We start from the raw sequence: 22,378 nt of genomic DNA, 5'->3' as shown, positions 1-22,378 counted from the left end.
TTGCCGATGTCGCTGCGCGGCAGCTCGCCGCGATAGCGCACGTCGACGAGTCGCTGCGTCTTGCCGAGGCGCTCGTTGGCCCAGGCCTTCAGCGCTTCCGGTGCGGGAGCGTTCCTGCCCGGCACGACGAATGCGACCGGCGACTCGCCCCATGCTTCGGAGGGCACGCCCACCACCGACACGTCCGCCACGCCGGCGTGCTCGCGCAGCACCGCCTCGATGTCGCTCGGGTAGATGTTGAAGCCGCCGCTGATGATCATGTCCTTGCGGCGGTCCATCAGCGTGAGGAAGCCGTCGGCGTCGAAGCGGCCCACATCGCCCGTGCGGATGTAGCGGCGACCCTCGCTGTCGTACCACTCCGCCTCGCGCGTCTTCTCCGGCTGGTTGTGGTACGCCGTCATCATCGACGCGGAGCGGCCGACGACCTCGCCCACCTCGCCGCTCGCGACCTCGCGGCCTTCCTCATCGATCAGGCGCACGTCATGGTTCGCCGCGGGCTTGCCGACCGTGTGGAGCTTGTCGGGGTAGTTGTGCGCCTCCAGCACGATCGAGCCGCCGCCTTCGGTCATGCCGTAGTACTCCACGAGCCCGCCCGGCCAGCGCTTCAGCACGTCGGCCTTCAGCTTCGCGCTGAACGGCGAGCTGGTGCAGAACTTCATGTGGAAGGACGACAGGTCGAACTTGTCGAAGTCCGGGTACGCCATGAGCCGCTGGTACTGCACCGGCACCAGCATCGCGTGCGTAGCTTTCACCTTCTCGGCCAGCGACAGGTACGCGGCCGGGTCGAAGCGGCCTTCGGACAGCACCACCGCACCGCCTCGTGCGATGGACGGGAAGAAGCACACCAGCGTGGTGTTGGAGCAAAGGGACGTCGCGAGCAGTGTCACGGACTCCGGGCCATAGCCGTAGGCGTCGGCGCGCGCGACGTGCGCCCAGCGCATCGAGTGCGGCTGCACGATGCCCTTGGGCGTGCCGGTCGTACCCGACGAATAGATGATGTTGAAGCCCCACTGCGGCTGCGCCTCCACGCGCTTCGGCCGGCTGCCTTCCGGCATGAGCCAGCCTTCCAGCGAGGGCGTGGCCCTGCCGTCCATCGCGATGCGCTTCACGCGCGACTCGATCTGCGGCGTGTCGGCATCCACGAACAGCAACCTCGCACCACTGTCCGCCACCATGCCCGCCAGCTGCGCCGGCACCGTGCCGGTCGGCAGCGGCGCGACAACGACGCCGGCGCGCAGCGCGCCCAGGAACACCGCCGCGTATTCGAGCGAGTTGGCGGCGCAGATGGCGATGGACTGCTGCGGCTGCACCCCGTCGCGCTGCAGTGAAGCGGCCACGCGGTCCATCATCGTGTCGAGCTGGCCATAGGTCACCGCGCGCTTGCCCTGGTGCAAGGCGGTGGCGGCGGGCCGCGCCGCCGCGTGCTCGCGCACGAGGTCGGCGATGGCACGGAACGGGGGGAGTCCGGCGGGTTCCGCTGCCGGGGGCGTTGTCTCCTTCTGGGTCATGGCTGGAATTTACGGCAGCGGGCCGGTTTGCTTTTTCGCACGACCGTGCTAAACTGCCGTCCATGGAAGCCAGGACCCAGCGCAGCGAGCTCACGCGCACCGCCATCGTCGGTGCCGCGCTGGATTTGGCCGCCGCCGAGGGGCTGGAAGCCATCTCCCTGCAGGTCGTGGCCGACCGGGTGGGCCTGTCCAAGAGCGGCGTGTTCTCCCGCGTCGGCTCGCGCGAGGCGCTGCAGAAGGCGGTGATCGAGGAATACGGCCGCCGTTTCCTCGCCGACGTGTTCGTGCCCGCGATGCAGCAGCCCAAGGGCCTGCCGCGGCTGAACGAGGTCGTCTCGCGCTGGCTCACGCGCGTGCGGGACGTGGAGTCGCAGCGCGCCTGCATCTTTGCCGCCGGGGCTTTCGAGTTCGACGACCGCGAAGGCCCGGTGCGCGACTTCCTGCAAGGCGAAGTCACCCGCTGGCGCGCCGCCCTGCGCCGCAGCGTGCTGCAGGCCATGGAAGCGGGCCACCTGAAGCCCGACACCGACCCCGACCAGCTCGCCGGCGAGATCTGCGGCCTGGTCATCGGCGCCATGCACGACTGCCGGTTCCTGCGCGACCTTCGCGCCTGCGACCGCGCCGCCGCCACCTGGCAGCGGCTGCTGTCCACCTACCAACCCCGATAAGAACAACGAGACATGCCGTTTCGCCCTCACCCCTGCCAGCATTTCGCACACTCGTGCGAAGAAAGGATCTCACCATGATCACCGCCCTCCTGCTCGTTGCCGCCTACGGCGTCGTCCGCATCGCCGGTGCGATGTACGAAGCGTGGCGCCTGCTGCCCCGCCGCAACGAAGACCTGGTGCTGTTCTGATGGACACCACCGCCACCACGACGGGCACGCTGCAGGCGGCGTCCCGCTTCTACGACGCGAGCCCGGCACTGCGCCTGTTCCGCTTCGCGCTGAAGACCGCCGAGCGCCTGTGGCCGGCGTTCGCCGTGCGCGCTGCGTACCGCGTGTTCGGCACGCCCTTGCCCTTGCGCTGGGTGCGCCGGCCGAACCGCCTCGGCAAGGATTGGCGCGCGGAAGCCTGGCCGTTCGAGGATGGCGGCGTGACCGTCTACTCGCCGGCCGCCGCGCCGCACGGCCCGGTGGCCCTGCTGGTGCACGGCTGGGGCGGCAACGCGGGGCAGATGGTGCCGCTGGCCGAGACGCTGGGGCAGCACGGCCTGCGCCCGGTGCTGGTGGACCTGCCCGCGCACGGCGCGAGCGCCGGCTCGGTGAGTAACCTGCCGCAGTTCGCGCGCGCCATCGAGTACGTCGTCGCGCGGCTGATGCAGCAAGGTTTCGAAGTGCGCGCACTCGTCGCGCATTCGCTCGGCGCCAATGCCGCCGCGTTCGCCGTGGCGCGCAACCTGCCCGTGCGCCGCCTCGTGCTGCTCGCGCCGCCGGCTTCGGCACGCGCGTACACCAGCTATTTCGCGCACGTGTTCGGCCTGTCCGAGACCACCCGCGCCGCGATGCAGAAGCGCATCGAGGTGCGCGAAGGCATCCTCATCACGCAGTTCGAGCCCCCCGCCGTGGGCCCGCGCGTGAACGTGCCGACGCTCATCGTCCACGACCGGGACGACCGCATCAACGCCTTCTCCGACGGCCAGGCCTTCGCGCGCCACGTGCGCGGCGCCGACCTGCTCGCAACCCAGGGCCTCGGCCACCGCCGCATCCTCAAGGACGCGCAGGTGCTGGGCCGCGTCGCCATCTTCACCGTCTGACCCCGACAAGGATTTCATCGATGGACGCTTTCATCGTCGACTACGCCCGCACGCCCTTCCACTTCGCGAAGAAGGGCCGCATGGCCGAACTGCGCCCCGACGACCTCGCCGGGCAACTGGTGCGCGCGCTCGTGGCACGCCAGCCCTTCGACGCGAAGGAGCTCGAGGACGTGCTGCTCGGCTGCGCCTACCCCGAGGGGCCGCAAGGCGACAACCTCGCGCGCATCGTGAGCTTCATCGCGGGCCTGCCGGACACCCTCGGCGGCATGACGATGAACCGCTTCTGCGGCTCGTCGATGTCCGCCGTCCATGTCGCCGCGGGCAGCATTGCGAGCGGTGCGGGCGACGCCTTCCTGTGCGTGGGCGTGGAGTCGATGTCGCAGGTGCCGCAGGGCGGCCTCAGCCCCTCGCGCAACCCGGGCCTCAAGAGCGACTTCCCCGAGGCGTACACGCCGATGGGCATCACCGCCGAGAACCTCGCGAAGCGCCACGCCATCACGCGCGAGCAGCAGGATGCGTTTGCCGTGCGCAGCCAGCGCAAGACGGCGGCCGCGTTCGAGCGCGGCGCGTTTGCCGAAGAAGTGGTTCCCGTGAAACTGCCGGACGGCTCGGTCGTGGACAGCGATGGCTGCCTGCGCCCCGCCACCACGCAGCAGGCGCTGGCCGCGCTGAAGCCCGCCTTCCTGCCCGAAGGCGAAGGCACCGTGACCGCGGGCACTTCGTCGCCGCTCACCGATGGCGCGAGCGCCGTGCTGGTGGCCAGCGAAGCCTTCGTGCGCCGCCACAACCTGAAGCCGCTCGCGCGGATCCGCTCCGTGGCAGTGGCCGGCGTGCCACCGGAGATCATGGGCATCGGCCCGGTGCCGGCCACGCGCAAGGCTTTGCAGCGAGCCGGGCTCACGGTCGACGCGATCGACCTCATCGAGCTGAACGAGGCCTTCGCCGCGCAGGCACTGGCGTGCATCGGCGAGCTGGGGCTGGACGAGGCGCGCATCAACCTCGATGGCGGCGCGATCGCGCTCGGCCACCCGTTGGGCGCCACCGGCGCGCGCATCACCGGCAAGGCCGCGCAGCTGCTCGCGCGAACCAAAGGCCGCTTCGCTCTCGCCACGCAGTGCATCGGCGGCGGGCAAGGCATTGCAACCGTGCTGGAAAGAACCTGACCCACCCGTTAGCATCGCTGCGCTTCAATAAAAAAGGAGAAGAGCGATGTTCAACTGGACCGAGAAGTCCCCGGAGGTTCTGCGCCAAGGCGGCGTGATCGCGCCCGACGAGCGCCTGCCCTGGCCGCAGACGGCGGCCATGGGCGTGCAGCACGTGATCGCCATGTTCGGCGCCACGGTGCTCGCGCCCATCCTCATGGGCTTCGACCCCAACATCGCCATCCTGATGAGCGGCGTCGGCACGCTGCTCTTCTTCTTCATCACCGGCGGCAAGGTGCCGAGTTACCTCGGCTCCAGCTTCGCCTTCATCGGCGTGGTCATCGCGGCCACGGCATACGGCGGCAAGGGACCGAACGGCAACATCGCGGTGGCGCTGGGCGGCATCATCGCGTGCGGTGTGGTGTACGCCATCATCGGCGCGCTGGTGCATGCGATCGGCACGGCGTGGATCGAGCGCTTCATGCCGCCGGTGGTCACCGGTTCGGTGGTCGCCGTGATCGGCTTGAACCTCGCCGGCATCCCGGTGAAGAACATGGCCGCGAGCAATTTCGACTCGTGGATGCAGGCCGTCACCTTCGTGTGCGTGGGCCTCGTCGCGGTGATGGCGCGCGGCATGGTGCAGCGGCTGCTGATCCTCGTCGGCCTGATCCTGGCGAGCATCGTCTACGCCATCCTCACCAACGGCCTGGGGCTGGGCAAGCCGATCGACTTCAGCGGCATCGCCACCGCGGCGTGGTTCGGTGCGCCCGCATTCACGGCGCCGCAGTTCAGCGGGCCCGCGATGCTGCTCATCGCGCCGGTCGCGATCATCCTTGTCGCGGAGAACCTCGGCCACATCAAGGCCGTGACCGCGATGACGGGCCGCAATCTCGACCCCTACATGGGCCGCGCCTTCATCGGCGACGGCATCGCCACCATCGTCAGCGGCTCCGCGGGCGGCACCGGCGTGACGACGTATGCCGAGAACATCGGCGTGATGGCGGCCACCAAGATCTATTCGACCTCGATCTTCATCGTGGCCGCCGTCATCGCGCTGCTGCTCGGCTTCTCGCCGAAGTTCGGTGCCGTGATCCAGGCGATCCCGCTGCCGGTGATGGGCGGCGTGAGCATCGTGGTGTTCGGCCTCATCGCGATCGCCGGCGCGAAAATCTGGGTGGACAACCGCGTGGACTTCTCGCAGAACCGCAACCTGATCGTCGCGGCCATCACGCTGGTGCTGGGCACGGGCGACTTCACGGTGAAGTTCGGCGGCTTCGCGCTGGGCGGCATCGGCACCGCCACGTTCGGCGCGATTTTGCTGTGGGCGCTGCTGGGGCGCAGCGGCGAAGGGGAAACCGTCGCCGCCGGCGACGCGCCGGTCAACCGCTAGCTAATATCGCCGGATGCGAATCTGGACCAAGCCGATCTCGATCGAGATCCTTTCCGCCAACCACCACCGCACCGCGCCCGGCCACCTGGGCATGGAGTTCCTGGAGGTCGGCGATGACTTCATTCGTGGCCGCGTGCCGGTCGACGACCGCACACGGCAGCCCTACGGCATCCTGCACGGCGGCGTGAGCGTGGTGCTGGCGGAGACGCTGGGCTCGTGCGGCGCCGCCTATTCGTGCGAGCCGGGGCACCGCGCGGTGGGGCTCGACATCAACGCGAACCACCTGCGCTCCGCGTCGTCGGGCTGGGTGACGGGCATCACGCGCCCGGTGCATCGCGGCCGCACGACGCACGTGTGGGCCATCGAGATGTTCGACGACGAAGGCCGCGCGACCTGCGTGTCGCGCATCACGATGGCGATCCTCGCGCCGAGGTCGAACGCGTGATCTCCCGGCGCGGTCCATGGCTTGGCCGATGGATCGCGCTTGTCGTGCTGGCGTTCGCGGTTCATGCCGATGCGCAAGGCGCGCCACCGGTGCCGCTCGGCCCCGACGAAGTCCGCGTCGACCTCTCGCGCGCCGCGGAGGTCCTTGAAGATCCCGAAGGGCGGCTCACGTTCGAGGAGGTGCGCCGCTCGACGGCTTTCAGGCCCGGCCCTGCGTCGCGGGGCCGCAGCGCCTCGGCATTCTGGTTGCGGTACGAGCTGGACAACCGCAGCGGCCGCACCAGCTGGTGGCTGGACACCGGGAGCCGCACGCTCCACGAGATCGACTTCTTCGCCGTGGGACCGGACGGCCGCATGACGCACCAGTCCGCGAGCGCGAATCTGCCGTTCGGCGCGCGACCCCTGCCGACCCTCTCGTTCGTGTTCCCCGTCACCTTGCCCGCGAACGCCAGGTCCACCCTCTACCTGCGCTTTCGCTCCACCAGCTGGATGGCGGCCTCGACCGCGCCCGTGCTGTGGGAGCCGGCGGCCCACCAGCAGGAGGTCGCCAAGGAGCGGACGCAATGGTTGCTCTACGTCGGGATGGCTCTCGCGCTCGCGCTGTTCAACCTGCTGCTCTACGCGGCGCTGCGTGAAACCGATTACCTCGTCTATGTCCTGTCCCTGTTCGGTACGGTGTGGACGATTTCCTCGGCCTACGGCGGCTTCGGTGCCGCGTACGAAATGCTCTGGCCGGATTCGCCCGTCTTCGAACAGGTCGCCTGGATCGCGCCCTTCCTTTTCGTCGCGGTCTTCTCCACGCTCTTCTACGTTCGTGTGACGCGCATGCGGGCGCAATTCCCGCACGCCAGCCGCGTGGTGTTCGCCGGCGCTTGCGCGTTTGCCGTCGTCGTGCTCGTTCGTGTGGCCATCGCCGGGCTGCAACTGCCGGTGCCACCGAAGGCGCAGATCCTGCTCGGCGTGGCGGGCAACCTGGGCTTCCTGCTCTGGGTGCTCAGCTCGGTGGGTGTGATGGCCTTCCTCGTTGCCGCGCGCAACCGGCAGGCGCAATTTCTCGCGGTGGCCGTGGCGCCCGTCGCGTTGATGGCGACCTACCAGACCGTCATGCGTGCCTTGGGCGAACTTCCGCCCGTGTCGTGGCTGCTGTGGACCTCGATGTTCGAGTTCGTCACCATGGCGCTGCTGCTGGCCGACCGCTTCCGCCAGGAGCGCGAGCAGCGGCAGACCGCCCAGGATGCGCTCGTGGCAGGGCTTCAGCGCTCCGAGCGCGAACTCGAGGCGAAGGTGCAGGAGAGAACGGCCCAGCTCGAACGCGAGCAGGTGCGCACGCGCGAGCTGCTGCACAACATCCTGCCCGCGCAACTGGCCCAGGAGCTCGCCGAGACCGGGGCCGCCCGGCCCGCGCGACACGACTCGGTTTCGATCCTCTTCACCGATTTCAGCGGTTTCACGCAGTCGGTCTCGATGATGCCCGCCGACCGGCTCGTGACGGAGCTCAACGAGATCTTCGCGGCGTTCGACGATATCGCGGAAGCGAACGGTATCGAGAAGATCAAGACGATCGGCGACGCCTACATGGCGGCCGGCGGGCTGCCCACGCCGTGCGAGCGCCACGCGCAGCGCTGCGTGAGAGCCGGCCTCGCCATGATCGAATGGATGGAGAAACGCAACGCGCACGCGCCGTTCAAGTGGCAGCTGCGCGTGGGCGTGCACTCCGGCCAGGTCGTCGCCGGCGTGGTCGGCAAGCGCAAGTACGCCTACGACGTCTGGGGCGACAGCGTGAACATCGCATCGCGCATGGAGAGCGCAGGCGAGCCGGGGCGGGTGAACATCTCCGCGTACACCTACGACCTTGTCCGCGGTGAATTCGAGTGCGAGTACCGCGGCCGCGTGCCCGTGAAGGGCAAGGGCGAGGTGGACATGTACTTCGTGGTCGGCCCGGCGGCTCAGGCACCGTCCTGACTTCGCGCCAACCGCTCGCTCTTCCAGTACACGTCGTCGCCGCCGTTCATGCGGTTGAGCACACGCGCGAGTACGAACATCAAGTCGGACAGGCGGTTGAGGTACTGGCGCGGGGCTTCGCGCAGCTTGTCGGAAGCACCCAGCGCAACAAGCGCGCGTTCGGCGCGGCGCGCCACCGTACGGCACACATGAGCCTGCGACGCTGCGCGGTTGCCCGCGGGCAGGATGAACTCCTGCAGCTTCGGCAGTTGCGCGTTGTACTTCGCGAGAGCCGTGTCGAGCGCCTCCACCGCCTCGGCCTTCAACAGCTCGAAGCCCGGGATCGACAACTCACCGCCGAGGTTGAACAGCTGGTGCTGGATCTCGACCAGCAGTTCGCGCACGTCGCCCGGCATCTCCTCGCACAGCAGCAGGCCGATGTGCGAGTTGAGCTCATCCACATCCCCCATGGCATGCACGCGCAGGCTGTCCTTCGACACCCGCGTGTTGTCCCCGAGGCCCGTGGTGCCGTCGTCCCCCGTGCGGGTGGCGATCTGGGTGAGGCGCTTGCCCATGGCTGTTCCTTGGCTGTTGCTGGGCAAGATTGTGCCCGCCTCTTCCTACATGCATTCACGGCCGCTTCGGCTGGTCCGTTACGCGGCCGCTGAGCAGCATGGTGGGAACAGGAGTCATGACCATGAAGTTCCACCGCATCGCCCTCGCGGCGGCATGCGCCGCGGCCGCCCTCGCCGCGCAGGCGCAGGTCGCGCGCATCCAGTCGGCACCCATCAGTACGTCGAAACCGGTCAACACGCAACAGGCCGCCACGTTCGGCATGCCGCGTGCGAACGGCCTGAACTCGCCGTTGCCCGCCGGGCTGACGGCCGGCAGCGGGCCGAACACGGGCACGACCACCACGACCAGTAGCGCGGGCAGCGCCACCACGACTGCTGCGACGGCGACAAGCCCCACGTCCGGCCAGGTCGTGCTGCAGAACCCGAACACGACGGTCGACCCGAACACCGTCACCACGCCTGTCGTGACTGCACCCGTCACCACGCCGATCGTCGTGGGCGCCGGCACGGCCACGGGCGTCGGCACCGGTGCCACCACACCCTCCGCCGCGTATGCAGCGACGGCCGTGATGGGCGCAGGCTCCAACATCCCGGCGCCGCGCCAGGGTGGCTCGTTCGGCCCGGGCCCGTACACCGCCGTCGAAGTGGCCGCTTCGTTCCTCAACGCAGACGCCAACGGCGACCGCGAACTGACGCGTGGCGAGGCGACCCGGCTGGCGCTGATGCCGTTCTCCTTCGAGGAAATGGACCGCAACCACGACGGGGTTGTGACGCGCGGCGAGTACGACGATTCACTACGTTGACGGTGGGCTTAAACTGGGGTGGTCAGGAGACGCCCCATGAATGCCCCCACCGCCGCCTCGCACCTCATCCCCGAAGTCCAGCAGCGCGCCGTGCCGCAGGCGCTGCTCGACGCGCTCAAGGCACGCTTCGGTGAGCAATGCTCCACCGCAATGGCGGTGCGCGAGCAGCACGGCCGCGACGAGTCGTCGTTCGAGGTGCCGCCGCCGGGCGCGGTGATCTTCGCGGAGAAGACGCAGGACGTCGCCGATGCCGTGCGCCTGTGCAGCGAGCACGGCACGCCCGTCATTCCTTTCGGCGTGGGCACGTCGCTCGAAGGCCATTTGCTCGCCGTGCAAGGCGGCGTGAGCATCGACGTGGGCCGCATGAACAAGGTGCTGGCCGTCAACCCCGAAGACCTCACGGTGACGGTGCAGGCGGGCGTGACGCGCAAGCAGGTGAACGAGGAGATCAAGAGCACGGGCCTGTTCTTCCCGATCGACCCGGGTGCGGACGCCACCATCGGCGGCATGAGCGCCACGCGTGCTTCGGGCACGAATGCGGTCCGCTACGGAACCATGCGCGAGAACGTGCTCGCGCTCGAAGTGGTGACCGCGAGCGGTGAGGTGATCCGCACCGGCACGCGCGCGAAGAAATCCTCGGCGGGTTATGACCTCACCCGCCTGTTCGTCGGCAGCGAAGGCACGCTCGGCGTGATCACCGAGATCACCCTGCGCCTGTACCCGATCCCCGAAGCGATCTCCGCCGCGGTCTGCTCGTTCCCGAGCATCGCGGATGCCGTGCACAGCGTCATCGAGATCATCCAGCTCGGCGTGCCGATCGCGCGCGTGGAGCTGATCGACCACAACACGGTGCGCATGGTCAACGCGCACAGCAAGCTCGCGCTGCGCGAGGAGCCGATGCTGCTGATGGAGTTCCACGGCTCGCCGGCCGGCGTGAAGGAGCAGGCCGAGACGGTGCAGGAGATCGCGTCATCGCACGGCGGCAAGGCGTTCGAATGGGCCACCACGCCCGAAGAGCGCACGCGCCTGTGGACCGCGCGGCACAACGCGTACTTCGCCGCGATCCAGTCGCGCCCCGGCTGCCGCGCGATCAGCACGGACACCTGCGTGCCGATCTCACGCCTGGCCGATTGCCTGCTGGACTCGGTGAAGGAAGCCGACGAGAGCGGCCTGCCCTACTTCCTCGTCGGCCACGTGGGCGACGGCAATTTCCACTTCGGTTACCTGCTCGACCCGAACCTGCCGAAGGAGCGCGAGGTCGCCGAGGCGCTGAACCACAAGCTCGTCTCGCGCGCGCTCGACCTCGGCGGCACGTGCACGGGCGAGCATGGCGTGGGCCTGCACAAGATGGGTTTCCTCGTCGACGAAGCCGGCGTGGGCGCGGTGGACATGATGCGTACGATCAAGCGCGCGCTCGACCCGAAGAACATCATGAACCCCGGGAAGATCTTCGCGCTTTAACGCTCGGCGCGCAGGCGGTCGATCAGGCCGTTCAACTCGTCCAGCGACCCGAACTGGATCGCGACTTCGCCGAGCTCCTCGGTGCGCCCGTGGCGCTTCACGCGCTTCTTCACGCGCACTTCGACTTCGGCGGTGAGCAGGTCGGAGAGTTCTTCCTCCACGCGGCGCAGATCGCGCGACTTCTCCTTCTTCGGCTTGGGCGAGGTCAGCGTGAACTCCGCGCCCAGCTTCTTGACGAGGCTCTCTGCCTCGCGCACGGACAGCTTCTTCTGCGCGATCTGGTTGGCCGCCGTGATCTGCGCCGCCCGCTCGAGTGCGAGGAGCGCGCGTGCATGGCCCATGTCGAGGTCACCGGCCATCAGCATCGTCTGCACGGGCTCGGCGAGGTTCAGCAAGCGCAGCAGGTTCGACGCCGCGCTGCGCGAACGCCCCACCGCTTGCGCGGCTTGTTCGTGCGTGAGGCCGAACTCCTTGACCAGCCGCTGCAGGCCATGCGCCTCTTCCAGCGGGTTGAGGTCCTCGCGCTGAATGTTCTCGATGAGCGCCATCGCCGCGGCGGACTCGTCGGGCACGTCGCGCACGAGCACCGGCACGCTGTCCAGGCCCGCGAGCTTCGCCGCGCGGAAGCGGCGCTCACCCGCGATGATCTCGTACTTGCCGGCGTGGTCCCCGCTCGCGAGCTTGCGAACGAGGATCGGCTGCATGATGCCTTGCGCCTTGATCGACTCGGCCAGTTCGTAGAGCGCGCCCTCGTCCATGCGCGTGCGCGGCTGGTACTGGCCGGGCACCATGTCGTCGAGCAGCAGCGACGCGGGCGTGCCCGGGTTCGTCGCGGGCGCGTCGGCGTTCGCGCCCTCTTCCACCTTGGGCCCGAGCAGCGCTTCGAGGCCGCGGCCGAGGCCCTTGGGTTTCTTCGTCACCATCACTAGTCTCTCATCAGGTCCTGCAAGAGGACGTGTCCTTCGGGCCAGCTCGCGAGCCCGCTCTCCGCGTTGATGTGCCCGCTGTTGCCGTAGTCCATGAACTGCGAGCCCCACGCGTGCGCAAAGAGGCGTGCGCGCTCGAAGTCGCAATAGGGGTCGTCGCGGCTGGCGACCAGCACGCTCACGAAAGGCAGCGCCTGCAGTGGCACCGGTGCCCAGGTGCGCAGCAGGTCGCGCATCTCGGGCCGCTCGGGGTCGCCCGGGGCGACGAGGAGCGCGCCCTTCACGCGATGCGTGTTCTGCGAATGCGCCGCCCACGCGGAGACGAGCATGCAGCCGAGGCTGTGGCCCACCAGCACCGCGGGTTCGTCGCGCGAGAGCACGACCTCTTCCAGCCGCGCGATCCAGTCGCCGCGCAGGGGCCGCATCCAGTCGTGCTGTTCCACGCGCACGTAGCCATGGCGCGCTTCCCACAGGGTCTGCCAGTGCTGCGGGCCGCTGGACTGCCAACCCGGCAGGGTCAAGACGTTGGAAGGCTTCACTGCTCTCTTTTTTGTAGCGCGGTCACATCCGCTTGAGGCGATCGACCATCTCCTGCGCGAAGTCCACGAAGGCCTGGCTGCCGCGCGCCGAGGGGTCGAAGATCACGCCGGGCAGGCCGTAGCTGGGTGCCTCGGCGAGGCGCACGTTGCGCGGGATCACCGTGTTGAACACCTTCTCGGCGAAGTGCGCCTTGAGCTGGTCGCTCACCTGCTGCTGCAGCGTGATGCGCGGGTCGAACATCACGCGCAAGAGGCCGATGATCTGCAGGTCCTTGTTCAAGTTGGCGTGCACCTGCTTGATGGTGTTCACCAGGTCGGACAGGCCTTCGAGAGCGAAGTACTCGCACTGCATCGGCACGATCACGCCGTGCGCCGCGCACAGGCCATTGAGCGTGAGCAGCGAGAGCGAGGGCGGGCAGTCGATGAGGACGAAGTCGTAGTCCTTGGCCGATTGCGCGAGCGCCTGCTTGAGGCGCTTCTCGCGGCGCTCCTCGTCGACCAGCTCCACCTCGGCACCCGCGAGCTCGCGGTTGGCGCCGAGCACGTCGTAGCCGCACTTCTCGCTCTTCACCCGCGCTTCGGCCACCGAAGCCGATTCGAGCAGGACGTCGTACACGGTGAGCTTGAGCGCGCGCTTGTCCACGCCTGAGCCCATGGTGGCGTTGCCCTGCGGGTCGAGGTCGACCATCAGCACGCGCTGGCCGATCTTCGCCAGGCCGGCGGCGAGGTTGACGGTGGTGGTCGTCTTGCCGACGCCGCCCTTCTGGTTGGCGACGCAAAAGATCCTGGCTGTCATTCGATTACCTGGAGAGGGCCAGCTTCACGCCGAAGCCGACCAGGAACACGCCGGCCAGCTTTTCGAGCGCGCGGCCGATCATGGGGTTGGCACGCAATCTTTCGGCCAGGAAGTGGGTGAGCAGCACGACTATCAGCCCGTAGAGGAAGGTGAGCGTGGCGATGGTCGCGGCCATCACGCCGAAGGTCACCAAGCCTTGGTGCTGCTTCGGGTCGACGAACAGCGGGAAGAAGGCCATGTAGAAAACGATGGCCTTGGGGTTGAGCAGCGTGATCAGGCCGGCTTGCTGGAAGTAGCGGCGCGGCTCGATGTTCAACACGGGCGCGTCACCGGGCTTGGCCAGCATCATCTTGAAGCCGAGCCAGGCGAGGTAGGCGGCGCCGAGCCACTGGACGGCGTGGAAGGCGGCGGGGTACGCGATGAGCAGCGCGGCAACTCCGGCAACGGCTGCCCACATCAGGACCTGGTCGCCGGCAATGATCCCGAAGGTGGCGGCCAGGCCGCCCGCGATGCCGCCCTTGCCGGTGGAGGTGATCAGCGCCAGGTTGCCCGGGCCGGGGATGGCCAGGAAAACGATGATCGCGACGACAAATGCGCCGTAGTCTGCAACGCCGAACATGAATGCCCTCCGGGTGGAGCGGCGAGTTTACGTCACGGCCTGTCGAGCCAGACCAAGCAGCGCTCGGCATCGAGGCCCGGGACGCCCAACTGTTCCACGTGAAACACACGGGCTTCGGGTGGGAGCGCGGCGATTTCGTCGTCGGGGCGCTTGCCTTTCATGGCGAGCCAGACGCCCCCCTGCTTCAGGGCCGAGGCCGACCAGGTGACGAAGTCGGCGAGCGACGCGAACGCGCGGGAGGTGATGACGTCGTACGGCTCTTCGAGCGTCTCAACCCGCGCGTGAACGCCGCGCAGGTTGGCGAGCTTGAGTTGGACGGCGCATTGCTGGATGAAGGCGGCTTTCTTGGCCACCGCATCGACGCAGTCGACCTGGATCTCGGGGCAGCAGATGGCGATCACGACGCCCGGGAGTCCAGCGCCCGAGCCCACATCCAACAGCTTCGTCGGTTGGCCTTGGGTGTGGCGCCGAAGTGGGGGAACCACTGCAAGACTGTCGAGCAGGTGGTAAGTGAGCATCTCCCCCGGATCACGGACGGCGGTGAGGTTGTAGACCTTGTTCCATTTCTGGATGAGGTCGAGGTAGGTGAGCAGCTGGGTGAGTTGCTGCGCTTCCAGCTCGAGGTCTAGCTCGGTTACGCCTTGGGCGAGGCGCGCTTCTCGTTCTGTCATGCGGCCCGCCTCTCCTCCGTGGTTGGGGTGGCGCGCTGCGTCGACGGCGGGGTGGGCCCCCGCCCTGCGCTTAATCTTCCGCCGCCCGTCCTCCGGACGGGGACCCTGGCGGCCGACTGACCGCTCAAGCTCCGGGAAAGACACGGCGGCCGCAACGGCGTCTCCACATGCGCGCCGGATCGAGGCCCCACCCCGCCGCCGACGAACCGGGGCGTGCGGAGGACGCGCGCAACGACCTCGGCCGCGAAGGCGATCCCGGCGCACCCCAGCGTTACGGTCGGGGCGGGAACCGGTCCGAAGAGAAGAGCCTTGGGGGCCGGCGGGAGTCCCGGAACCCACGCGAGCCGAGACGTCTCATGTTCAGGCGCGACGGTGAAGCGCGACTGCTCGCGCCCTCGGGTCCGTCGGTGGTGGGTGGGGTCTCGATCCGGCGCGCATGTGGAGACGCCGTTGCGGCCGCCGATGTTTCTCCGGGGCGCGAGGCGGTAGTCGGCCGCCAGGGCCCCCGTCCGCAGGACGGGCGGCGGAAGATTAAGCGCCGGGCGGGACCCCACCCAGCGCCGACGCAGCGCGCCACTTGTTGACGCGCCCAGCCCCCAGCAAACCGCCGACACGGCACAGCGGCCGATGCAGCCGGCACTCACCGCCCGCGCACCCGGCGCACCCCGAGAGCAAGAGCACGGCAGCATCAAGCCGCCTGCTTCCCCTGATTGGCCGCCTCGACAAATCCCTTGAACTTGTTCTTCTTCAGGTGCACCAGCAGCAGGGAAATGGCAGCGGGAGTCACCCCGGAAATCCGGGAAGCCAGGCCCAGCGTCTCCGGCCGATGCTTGCTGAGCTTCTGCCGAACCTCGATGCTCAGCGCGGCAACCTGCATGTAGTCCAGCTCAGCCGGCAGCTTCAGGTTCTCGTAGTACGCCGCCCGCTCCACCTCGTCCTTCTGGCGCTCGATATAGCCGGAGTACTTCGCGGCAATCTCGACCTGCTCGACGATGACACTGTAGAGCTCACCCAACCCGGCCTCCGTCATGGCCGGGCTGGCGTACTTGCCGCCGTCCAGCGACATCAGGCCGGCGTAGCTCACATCCGGCCGGCGCAGCAGATCGCCGAGGTTGTATTCGTGGTCGATACCCTTGCCGAGCACGCGCTCGGCCTCCGCCGCCGGCAAGCTGCGTGGGTTCACCCACGTCGATTTCAGCCGCTCTGTTTCACGTGAAACAGCGTCGCGCTTGCGGTTGAAAGCGTCCCAGCGCGCGTCGTCGACGAGCCCCAGACGGCGCCCGGTTTCGGTCAGGCGCATGTCGGCGTTGTCCTCGCGCAGCTGCAGCCGGAACTCGGCTCGGCTGGTGAACATGCGATACGGCTCAGTCACCCCCTTGGTGATGAGGTCGTCCACCAAGACGCCGAGGTACGCCTCGTCGCGGCGCGGCAGCCAGGCTTCCCTGCCCTGCACCTGCAGAGCGGCATTGATCCCGGCGAACAGGCCTTGGGCCGCCGCCTCTTCGTAGCCGGTGGTCCCGTTGATCTGGCCGGCGAAGAACAGGCCGCCGATCGCTCGGGTCTCGAAGCTCGCCTTCAGCGCCCGCGGGTCGAAGTAGTCGTACTCGATGGCGTAGCCCGGCCGCAGGATGTGGGCGTTCTCCAGCCCCGGCAGCGTGCGGACGAGCTGGTACTGGATGTCGAACGGCAGGCTGGTCGAGATCCCGTTCGGGTAGACCTCGTTCGTGGTCAGCCCTTCCGGCTCCAGGAAGACCTGGTGGCTGGACTTGTCCGCGAACCGGTTGATCTTGTCTTCCACGCTCGGGCAGTAGCGCGGGCCGACGCCTTCGATCTTGCCGGTGAACATCGGGCTGCGGTCGAAGCCGGAGCGGATGATCTCGTGCGTGCGCTCATTGGTGTGGGTGATCCAGCACGGCAGCTGGCGCGGGTGCATCGCCGCGTTGCCCATGAAGCTGAACACCGGCACCGGGTCCAGGTCGCCGGGCTGCTCCTCGCACTTGCTGAAGTCGATCGTCCGGCCGTCGATCCTCGGCGGGGTGCCCGTCTTGAGCCTGCCCTGCGGCAGCTTCAGTTCTTTCAGCCGAGCCGACAGTGTCGCCGCCGGCGGGTCGCCGGCCCGGCCGGCGGCGTAGTTGTTCAGGCCGACATGGATCTTGCCGTCGAGGAAAGTACCGGCGGTCAGCACGACCGCGCGGCCCCTGAAGCGAATACCAACTTGCGTGACAGCCCCCGTCACACGGTCGCCTTCGACCATGAGGTCGTCGACCGCCTGCTGGAAGAGCGTGAGGTTCGGCTGGTTCTCCAGCCGACGGCGAATGGCCGCCTTGTAGAGGATGCGGTCCGCCTGAGCCCGGGTCGCCCGCACGGCCGGGCCCTTGCTGGAGTTGAGGATGCGGAACTGGATGCCGCCCTCGTCCGTGGCAATCGCCATCGCGCCGCCGAGCGCGTCCACCTCTTTCACGAGGTGGCCTTTGCCAATGCCGCCGATCGACGGGTTGCAGCTCATCTGCCCCAGCGTCTCGATGTTGTGCGTGAGCAGCAGCGTCCTGCAGCCCATGCGCGCGGCGGCAAGGGCTGCTTCGGTGCCGGCGTGGCCGCCGCCGACGACGATGACGTCGAATTCTTCGGGGTAGAGCATGAGGGGCTAAATTTTATCTGGTGAGATGAAATCCTGCCCGTGGCGGACAATCGACGGCTATGGACTGCCGACCCGGCTGCGGTGCTTGCTGCATCGCGCCTTCCATCTCTTCGCCGATTCCTGGCATGCCGAACGGCAAGCCGGCGGGGGTGCGGTGCGTTCAGCTCGATGATGCAAATCGGTGCCGGATCTTCGGGCGGCCGGAGCGGCCTGTCGTGTGTTCGAGCCTGCGGCCTTCGGGGGAAATGTGCGGCGCGACGAACGAGCAGGCAATGCACTTCCTGCTGGCGCTCGAAGCCGCTACCGCCGTGTCATTGCGGGCTTGACCCGCAATCCATCGTCGCGCAGTACCACGCAACCATGGATCCCGGGTCAAGCCCGGGATGACGATTCGAGCGCCGGGACGTCCGTGATCTCGATCTGCCCGTAGCCCAATCGCACGGCGCCCTCCTGCGCGAACCCCTTCAGCTCCTTCGACAACGTCTGCCGCGTGATGCCCAGCATCATCGCCAGCGACTCCTGCGACACCGGCACCACCGGACGCGCGTAACGTGCAAAGGTCGCATCGCCGCGCGCGAGCAGCAGCAAGCGCCTCGCAACTCGCGCGCGTGTCGAGCGCAGGGTCGCATCCTCCACCATCCCATAAAGCGAGCGCACGCGGGCCGCGAGCATCCGGCACACCGCATGCGAAAACGCGGGCCGCTTCATCAATGCATCGAACGCGGCGCGCGGCAGCGCCATCACTTCCGCATCACCGAGCGCCGTTGCATCGTGCGTGCGCGGCTCGCCGTCGATCAGCGAAATCTCGCCGAACCAGTTGCCGGGCTCCAGCACCACGAGGATCGCTTCCTTGCCGTCCTCGCGCAAACTCGAGGCCTTGATGCGGCCCTCCACCAGCCCGTAGAACGCGCCCGTCCCCGCCGGCACGGCATCGCCCTGGCGGAACAGCATCTCGCCCGGCCGCAGGCGCTGCCTTTCGCACGCGGCCAGCACGGCCTTGCGGTCCGCAGCGGGCAGTGCACCGAACCACGGGTTCGCGGACATCCTGCCGAGCAGCTCCAGCGTCGCCTTCATGACAGGGATTGTCAATTTCTTGACATTCGCCCGTCAACCCGCGGCGAAGAATCGGGCGAACAGGAGACAGCACACCATGAACATCGCCTCGCTCAAGGAAGTGGTCAGCGCCGAAGAATGGCAATTGCGAGTGGACCTCGCGGCTGCGTACCGCCTTGTCGCCATGTACGGCTGGAGCGACCTGGTGTTCACGCACATCAGCGCGCGCATCCCCGGCCCCGAGCACCACTTCCTGATCAACCCGTACGGGATGATGTTCGACGAGATCACGGCCTCGTCGCTCGTGAAGGTGGACCACGAGTGCAACAAGGTGATCGACTCGCCCTTCCCCGTCAACCCGGCGGGCTTCGTCATCCACAACTGCATCCACGAAGGCCGCGAGGACGTCGCATGCGTGCTGCACACGCACAGCCGCGCGGGCGTGGCGGTGAGCGCGCAGAAGCACGGCCTGCTGCCCATCTCGCAGCAGAGCACGTTCATCATCCCCTTCCTGGGCTACCACGACTACGAAGGGCTCGCGGTGCGCGACGAAGAGCAGCCGCGCCTGCAGAAGGACCTGGCGAACAACGCGTTCCTGATGCTGCGCAACCACGGGCTGCTCACGGTGGGCAGCAACATCGCCGAAGCGTGGACGCGCATGTACTTCTTCGAAGCCGCGTGCCGCATCCAGATCGATGCGCTGAGCGGCGGCGAGGTGATCACGGTGGACCCGCGCATCCTGGATGGCATCGGCGCGGCGATGACGAAGGCGAGCGCGGGTGCGGGGCCAGACAAGCTGGTGTGGCCGGCGCTCCTGCGCAGGCTGGAAAAGACGGATCCCTCGTACAAGACCTAGGCAACCGCCGCTTCACGCGGCCGCACGACACGCGCCGGCCGCGGGTCGTGCTCCAGCACCATCACTTCCTTGCGCTTGAGCTCGATGTTGCCGAAGTAGGTGCAGAAGGCCACGTCCTTCGCATCGCGCCCCGTGCCGACACGCACCAGCCGATCCGCGGGCGCCATGCCGGTGGGATCGAACAGCACCCACCGCCCGCCGACCCACGCCTCGAAGATCGCGTGGAAGTCCTGCGGCGGCTCGTCGAACCACACGTAGCCCACCACCATGCGCGCCGGGATGCTCAGCGCGCGGCAGAAGGTGATGCCCAGGTGCGCGAAGTCGCGGCACACGCCGGAGCGCTGCACGTACACGTCCTTCGCTGTCGTCGTCGAGCACGTGCTGCCCGGCCGGTAGGTGATGTTCTCGGTGATCCAGTCGACCACCTTGCGAACGCGCGAAACGCCGGGCTTGAGCTCGCCGAACATCTTCTGCGCGGCCGCGCACAGCACGTCGCTCTCGCAATAGCGCGACGGCAGCAGGTAGTGGAAGATCTCGTCGGGAATGTCCCGCACGGGCGCTTCCTCGAGGTTCGGGTCGTGGTACTGCTGGAGCAGCTGCACGTCGGCCTTGTAGTGCAGGGCCAGCTTGCCGGGCGGCGCATCGAAGCGCACCAGGCGGTGCCCGAAATGCGGGTCCTCGAAACAGCGCGCAATGACGGGCGGCGAGAGCTCGAGCTTCTCGCTGACGATTCTCTGGGTGGGCCACTGGGCGGCCTCGAGGTTGAAGCAGAAGTGCGTGGGCTCCTTCACTTCGTACTCGAGTACCGCTTCGACGGTGGAGAAATGCATCCGAAGATGCTAAGCCGGCGCCGCACGATTGCCCATCGGCGGCGCGCTGACCCAGCTGTAGGACAGGCTACTTGCCGAAGAGCCCGCGCACCGCGTCGCCGATCTTGTTGGTGATGAGCGAGCCCTGGCTCAGCGTCACGCTCGGCGAATCCACAGTGCCGCCGAGGGCCAGCGGAACGCCCAGCTTGTCCGGCGTGCCCACGAGTTGCACCGTCACCTGCCCGCCCAGTGCCTTGGCCGGGCTGATCGTCACGTTGCCGTTGGCTGCGAGCGCGCCCGACGTTGCAGCCAGGTTGTTCAGCTGCACCGCCTTGCCCTGCGTGTTGAGCTGGCCCGCGAGCGAGTCGAGGCGCGTCTCACCGCCGCGGCTCATGCCGACCGTGCGCACGGCCCTGGCGAGGTCGAGCCCATGCACGACGGCGCCGCGCACCGTGAACTGCGTCTGCGTGCGCAGCGCATCGCCGAGCGCGCCCATCTCCTTGAACTCGGCGCGCAGCTTCGTCGTCGCCTGCAGCTTGCCGGTGAGAGAGCGGCTCGGCGCGGTGAGCGACGCGACCTCCACGTTCTGTGTCTGCAGGTCGCCGGACAGCACGCGCAGCTCACCCTTGCCCGGCACGAGGCGGATCTTGCCGCGGATGTCGCCGCCGCCGATGGCGACATGCACCGGCCAGTGGTCCGGCTCGCGCGACACCTCGCCGCGCGCACCCGCGAAGCGGCCTTCGAGCACCTTGAACGTGAGCACGTCGAGCGTGCCGTCATCCGACAGCCGCGCGTGGGCATCGAGCGTTGTCGGGACCTGCGGCAGCATCGCGCCGCGCACCACCAGCGCGCGCGGCTGGAACTTGCCCTGCACCATCGGGGCCCACGCGGGCCGCACTTCGAGGCGCTCGAGCGTGACGGGCGGCTGCGTCTGCACGGTGATGCTGTCGGCGGCGACGGCCGGCAGCGGCCACAGGTCGACCTTGAGCGCACGCACCTTCAGCTTCACGCCGAGCGCCGTGGACGCCTCCTGCTCCACGCGCGCACGGATGTCGTCCGACGACGCCCAATGCTGGAGCAGCAGCGCGGCCGCGCCGACCAGCACCAGCAGCACCCCGGCGCCGCCCGCCAGCCAGCGCATCCATGTCTTCATGCGGCCATTGTGCCCGGCCGCAGCACGATGCCCGCCAAGCCGCTAGCATCGGTTGCATGAAGCTCTATTACTCCCCCGGCGCGTGTTCGCTCTCCCCGCACATCGTGCTGCGTGAGGCCGGCCTGGCCTTCGAGCCGGTGCTCGCACCCACCAAGACGCACAAGCTGCAGGACGGCACCGACTACTACACGATCAACCCCCTCGGCTACGTGCCGCTGCTGGAGCTGGACGACGGCACGCGGCTGCGCGAAGGCCCGGCGATCGTGCAGTACATCGCCGACCAGGTGCCCGCGAAGAACCTCGCGCCCGCGAACGGCACGCTGGCCCGCTACCGCTTGCAGGAGTGGTTGACGTTCATCGGCACGGAGATCCACAAGAGCTATTCGCCGCTGTTCGTCGCGGCGATGCCGGACGAAGGCAAGCAGATCTACCGCGACCGCCTCGCCAAGCGCTACGAGTGGTTGAACAGGCAGCTCGAAGGCAAGGAGTACCTGATCAACACGCACTTCACTGTGGCCGACGCTTACCTGTTCGTGGTGACGCGCTGGGCCAAGCCGATGGCGATCGACCTGTCGCATGCGCCGAACGTCGTCGCGCACTCGCAGCGCATCGAGGCGCGTCCCGCGGTGCAGGAAGCGCTCAAGGTCGAAGGCCTGCTGGGCAAATAGAAGTCAGAACGCCGGGCCGACACCGATCGGCGCCGGCGCCTTCATCACGATCCGGGTGAAGAGGCGGTCGTAAGCGGGGTGGCGCTCGCCGCCGGCCAGCGGGTCCCGCTCGCGCTCGAAAGCGGCATCGATCTCGGCCCACTCGGCAGGCGTCAGCGACGCTTCGGCGGCCGGCAGGATCTCCAGCTCTTCCACCTTCATGTGCTCGAGGTAGAAGCCCACGTACTCCTTCAGGCCCTTGGCGAAAGCCATGCGGCGCGGCTCGCCGAGCAGCTCCCACGCCAGCAGCAGGTGCTGCAGTTCGCGCACGCGGCTCTCGCCCGCGAGATGCTCGTTGTCCAGGCGGCGGATCACGTTGGCCAGCGCGGGCTGCGCCTTCACGACCTTGGGGAACAGCAGTTCGCTTTCCTTCGGGTGGTGCAGGCGCTCGGGGAATTCGTCGATGTAGAACAGCATCGCGCGCAGCACGTCGAAGTAGCGCTCCGGTTCGTCGCCGGGCCCCTTTTCTTCCATCATCAGCAGCGAACGGAGCATCGCCGACAGTGCTGTGTGTTCGTCGCGAATGATCTGCAGCGTGCGTGACATGGGCTCGGTCTCCTGCCCGGAGCATGGCAGGCGGCGCGCAAGAGCG

22 protein-coding genes and 1 pseudogene are annotated in these 22,378 nt (G+C 68.2%); 11 read left to right on the top strand and 12 right to left on the bottom strand.

Annotated elements, in window-relative coordinates; translation table 11 throughout:
• Positions 1-11: 11 nt before the first annotated feature.
• Positions 12-1,508: pseudogene (locus H8R02_RS05100) on the bottom strand (class I adenylate-forming enzyme family protein); the annotation flags it as partial.
• Between the two features lie 62 nt (positions 1,509-1,570).
• On the opposite strand from H8R02_RS05100, the gene H8R02_RS05095 reads away from it, so the two are divergent.
• The 6 genes from H8R02_RS05095 to H8R02_RS05070 all read left to right on the top strand — a co-directional run bounded on the left by H8R02_RS05095 (position 1,571) and on the right by H8R02_RS05070 (position 8,201).
• Positions 1,571-2,176, top strand: a complete 606-nt coding sequence (locus tag H8R02_RS05095) for a TetR/AcrR family transcriptional regulator (protein ID WP_187080238.1) — start codon at positions 1,571-1,573, stop codon at positions 2,174-2,176.
• 187 nt (positions 2,177-2,363) lie between these two features.
• Entirely contained in the window at positions 2,364-3,263 is a 900-nt protein-coding gene (locus H8R02_RS05090) for an alpha/beta hydrolase (RefSeq protein ID WP_187080237.1), read from the top strand.
• A gap of 20 nt (positions 3,264-3,283) precedes the next feature.
• Positions 3,284-4,426 carry a thiolase family protein gene (locus tag H8R02_RS05085; RefSeq protein WP_187080236.1) on the top strand — a complete coding sequence of 381 codons (1,143 nt, stop codon included), beginning with the start codon at positions 3,284-3,286 and terminating at the stop codon, positions 4,424-4,426.
• 46 nt (positions 4,427-4,472) lie between these two features.
• On the top strand, positions 4,473-5,795 hold the full coding sequence (locus H8R02_RS05080) for a solute carrier family 23 protein (protein ID WP_187080235.1): 1,323 nt from the start codon (positions 4,473-4,475) through the stop codon (positions 5,793-5,795).
• A gap of 13 nt (positions 5,796-5,808) precedes the next feature.
• Positions 5,809-6,240 carry a hotdog fold thioesterase gene (locus tag H8R02_RS05075; RefSeq protein ID WP_187080234.1) on the top strand — a complete coding sequence of 144 codons (432 nt, stop codon included), beginning with the start codon at positions 5,809-5,811 and terminating at the stop codon, positions 6,238-6,240.
• A 44-nt stretch (positions 6,241-6,284) separates the two neighbouring features.
• Entirely contained in the window at positions 6,285-8,201 is a 1,917-nt protein-coding gene (locus tag H8R02_RS05070) for an adenylate/guanylate cyclase domain-containing protein (protein WP_187080233.1), read from the top strand.
• Here the strand turns inward: H8R02_RS05070 and H8R02_RS05065 are convergent.
• On the bottom strand, positions 8,186-8,755 hold the full coding sequence (locus H8R02_RS05065; protein WP_187080232.1) for a cob(I)yrinic acid a,c-diamide adenosyltransferase: 570 nt from the start codon (positions 8,753-8,755) through the stop codon (positions 8,186-8,188). The genes H8R02_RS05070 and H8R02_RS05065 overlap by 16 nt on opposite strands.
• A 122-nt stretch (positions 8,756-8,877) precedes the next feature.
• On the opposite strand from H8R02_RS05065, the gene H8R02_RS05060 reads away from it, so the two are divergent.
• Both H8R02_RS05060 and H8R02_RS05055 read left to right on the top strand, forming a co-directional pair.
• Entirely contained in the window at positions 8,878-9,558 is a 681-nt protein-coding gene (locus H8R02_RS05060) for an EF-hand domain-containing protein (RefSeq protein ID WP_187080231.1), read from the top strand.
• A 36-nt stretch (positions 9,559-9,594) separates the two neighbouring features.
• Positions 9,595-11,019, top strand: coding sequence for an FAD-binding oxidoreductase (locus H8R02_RS05055; protein WP_187080230.1), 1,425 nt, complete (start codon positions 9,595-9,597; stop codon positions 11,017-11,019).
• On the opposite strand, the gene H8R02_RS05050 is transcribed toward H8R02_RS05055, so the two are convergent.
• From H8R02_RS05050 to mnmG, 6 genes are all read right to left on the bottom strand, one after another.
• On the bottom strand, positions 11,016-11,942 hold the full coding sequence (locus H8R02_RS05050; protein WP_187080229.1) for a ParB/RepB/Spo0J family partition protein: 927 nt from the start codon (positions 11,940-11,942) through the stop codon (positions 11,016-11,018). The genes H8R02_RS05055 and H8R02_RS05050 overlap by 4 nt on opposite strands.
• 2 nt (positions 11,943-11,944) lie before the next feature.
• Positions 11,945-12,484, bottom strand: a complete 540-nt coding sequence (locus H8R02_RS05045; RefSeq protein ID WP_354004869.1) for an RBBP9/YdeN family alpha/beta hydrolase — start codon at positions 12,482-12,484, stop codon at positions 11,945-11,947.
• 22 nt (positions 12,485-12,506) lie between these two features.
• A complete protein-coding gene (locus tag H8R02_RS05040; protein ID WP_187080228.1) occupies positions 12,507-13,280 on the bottom strand; it encodes a ParA family protein in 774 nt (257 codons plus the stop codon).
• A gap of 4 nt (positions 13,281-13,284) precedes the next feature.
• Entirely contained in the window at positions 13,285-13,899 is a 615-nt protein-coding gene (locus tag H8R02_RS05035; protein ID WP_187080227.1) for a LysE family transporter, read from the bottom strand.
• Between the two features lie 32 nt (positions 13,900-13,931).
• Positions 13,932-14,570 (bottom strand): 16S rRNA (guanine(527)-N(7))-methyltransferase RsmG, encoded by a 639-nt coding sequence (gene rsmG / locus H8R02_RS05030; protein WP_187080226.1) that lies wholly within the window; start codon positions 14,568-14,570, stop codon positions 13,932-13,934.
• A gap of 688 nt (positions 14,571-15,258) precedes the next feature.
• Positions 15,259-17,208 (bottom strand): tRNA uridine-5-carboxymethylaminomethyl(34) synthesis enzyme MnmG, encoded by a 1,950-nt coding sequence (mnmG, locus tag H8R02_RS05025; RefSeq protein WP_187080225.1) that lies wholly within the window; start codon positions 17,206-17,208, stop codon positions 15,259-15,261.
• Positions 17,209-17,267: 59 nt separating this feature from the next.
• Here mnmG and H8R02_RS05020 point away from each other — a divergent pair, with 59 nt between their 5' ends.
• The gene (locus H8R02_RS05020) at positions 17,268-17,534 is read left to right on the top strand and encodes a YkgJ family cysteine cluster protein (RefSeq protein ID WP_187080224.1); all 267 of its coding nucleotides are present in this window, start codon (positions 17,268-17,270) and stop codon (positions 17,532-17,534) included.
• A 46-nt stretch (positions 17,535-17,580) separates the two neighbouring features.
• Here the strand turns inward: H8R02_RS05020 and H8R02_RS05015 are convergent, their stop codons facing one another.
• Entirely contained in the window at positions 17,581-18,282 is a 702-nt protein-coding gene (locus tag H8R02_RS05015; RefSeq protein ID WP_255429146.1) for a Crp/Fnr family transcriptional regulator, read from the bottom strand.
• Positions 18,283-18,358: 76 nt separating this feature from the next.
• Here H8R02_RS05015 and H8R02_RS05010 point away from each other — a divergent pair, with 76 nt between their 5' ends.
• A complete protein-coding gene (locus H8R02_RS05010) occupies positions 18,359-19,117 on the top strand; it encodes a class II aldolase/adducin family protein (protein ID WP_187080223.1) in 759 nt (252 codons plus the stop codon).
• Here H8R02_RS05010 and H8R02_RS05005 read toward each other — a convergent pair.
• Positions 19,114-19,947, bottom strand: a complete 834-nt coding sequence (locus tag H8R02_RS05005) for a transglutaminase-like domain-containing protein (RefSeq protein ID WP_187080222.1) — start codon at positions 19,945-19,947, stop codon at positions 19,114-19,116. The two genes, H8R02_RS05010 and H8R02_RS05005, sit on opposite strands and share 4 nt — an antisense overlap.
• A 67-nt stretch (positions 19,948-20,014) precedes the next feature.
• The gene (locus tag H8R02_RS05000; protein WP_187080221.1) at positions 20,015-21,079 is read right to left on the bottom strand and encodes an AsmA family protein; all 1,065 of its coding nucleotides are present in this window, start codon (positions 21,077-21,079) and stop codon (positions 20,015-20,017) included.
• 56 nt (positions 21,080-21,135) lie between these two features.
• On the opposite strand from H8R02_RS05000, the gene gstA reads away from it, so the two are divergent.
• Entirely contained in the window at positions 21,136-21,747 is a 612-nt protein-coding gene (gene gstA / locus H8R02_RS04995; RefSeq protein WP_187080220.1) for a glutathione transferase GstA, read from the top strand.
• Positions 21,748-21,750: 3 nt separating this feature from the next.
• Here gstA and H8R02_RS04990 read toward each other — a convergent pair whose 3' ends face one another.
• The gene (locus tag H8R02_RS04990; protein WP_187080219.1) at positions 21,751-22,332 is read right to left on the bottom strand and encodes a hemerythrin domain-containing protein; all 582 of its coding nucleotides are present in this window, start codon (positions 22,330-22,332) and stop codon (positions 21,751-21,753) included.
• Positions 22,333-22,378: the final 46 nt, after the last annotated feature.

It is taken from the genome of Ramlibacter albus, from assembly GCF_014297445.1.
GTDB classification, from domain to species: Bacteria; Pseudomonadota; Gammaproteobacteria; order Burkholderiales; family Burkholderiaceae_C; genus Ramlibacter; species Ramlibacter albus.
Note: the sequence above shows the minus strand (reverse complement) of the source record. Positions and strands in the feature narration are given on the sequence as shown.